This window comes from Sinorhizobium sp. CB7 (genome assembly GCF_041357635.1).
Classification (GTDB): Bacteria; Pseudomonadota; Alphaproteobacteria; order Rhizobiales; family Rhizobiaceae; genus Rhizobium.
In genome coordinates this window covers 1-499 of the sequence record NZ_JAULLL010000069.1, presented here as the reverse complement: position 1 = coordinate 499, position 499 = coordinate 1, and the positions used below count along the sequence as shown (strand labels likewise).

Genomic DNA, 499 nt, shown 5'->3' with positions numbered 1-499 from the left:
GTCGCCTCTTGGGATGCTGGTCGAATGTCAGCGTTGGGAAGCAAGATTAGCGACGTGCATCGTGGCCAAGGCCATCTGTGTTCGGAGTCGCCATGTCTTGTTTGATTGTCATGTCGCAGAAGGAATTGCATCGCCTAGAACTCATGCAGCGGATTCGCGGTGGCAGCCTGAGCGTCGTCGAGGCGGCCGAGTCGCTTCGTCTTAGCCGCAGTCAGGTCCATCGGCTGTTGCAGGCCTATGACCTGACCGGCGCCGACGGACTGGTGTCGAAGAAACGCGGCCGTCCGAGCAACCGGCGTCACAGCGAGGATTTCCGCAATCTGGTGCTCGACCTGGTGCGTGAGCATTACGTGGATTTTGGACCAACGTTGGCGGCCGAGAAGCTGATCGAACGCCACCGGATTGCCGTCAGCAAGGAGACGTTGCGTCAGTGGATGATGGAAGCCGGCATCTGGGTGTCGCGACGCGAGCGCAAGAAGCGGGTTTTCCAGCCGCGCGG

At 60.5% G+C, this 499-nt stretch carries 1 protein-coding gene; it reads left to right on the top strand.

Going from position 1 to position 499, the window contains the following annotated elements:
* Positions 1 to 92: 92 nt before the first annotated feature.
* A partial coding sequence (locus AAE029_RS36210; RefSeq protein ID WP_371077764.1) for a helix-turn-helix domain-containing protein occupies positions 93 to 499 on the top strand: 407 nt, incomplete at its 3' end.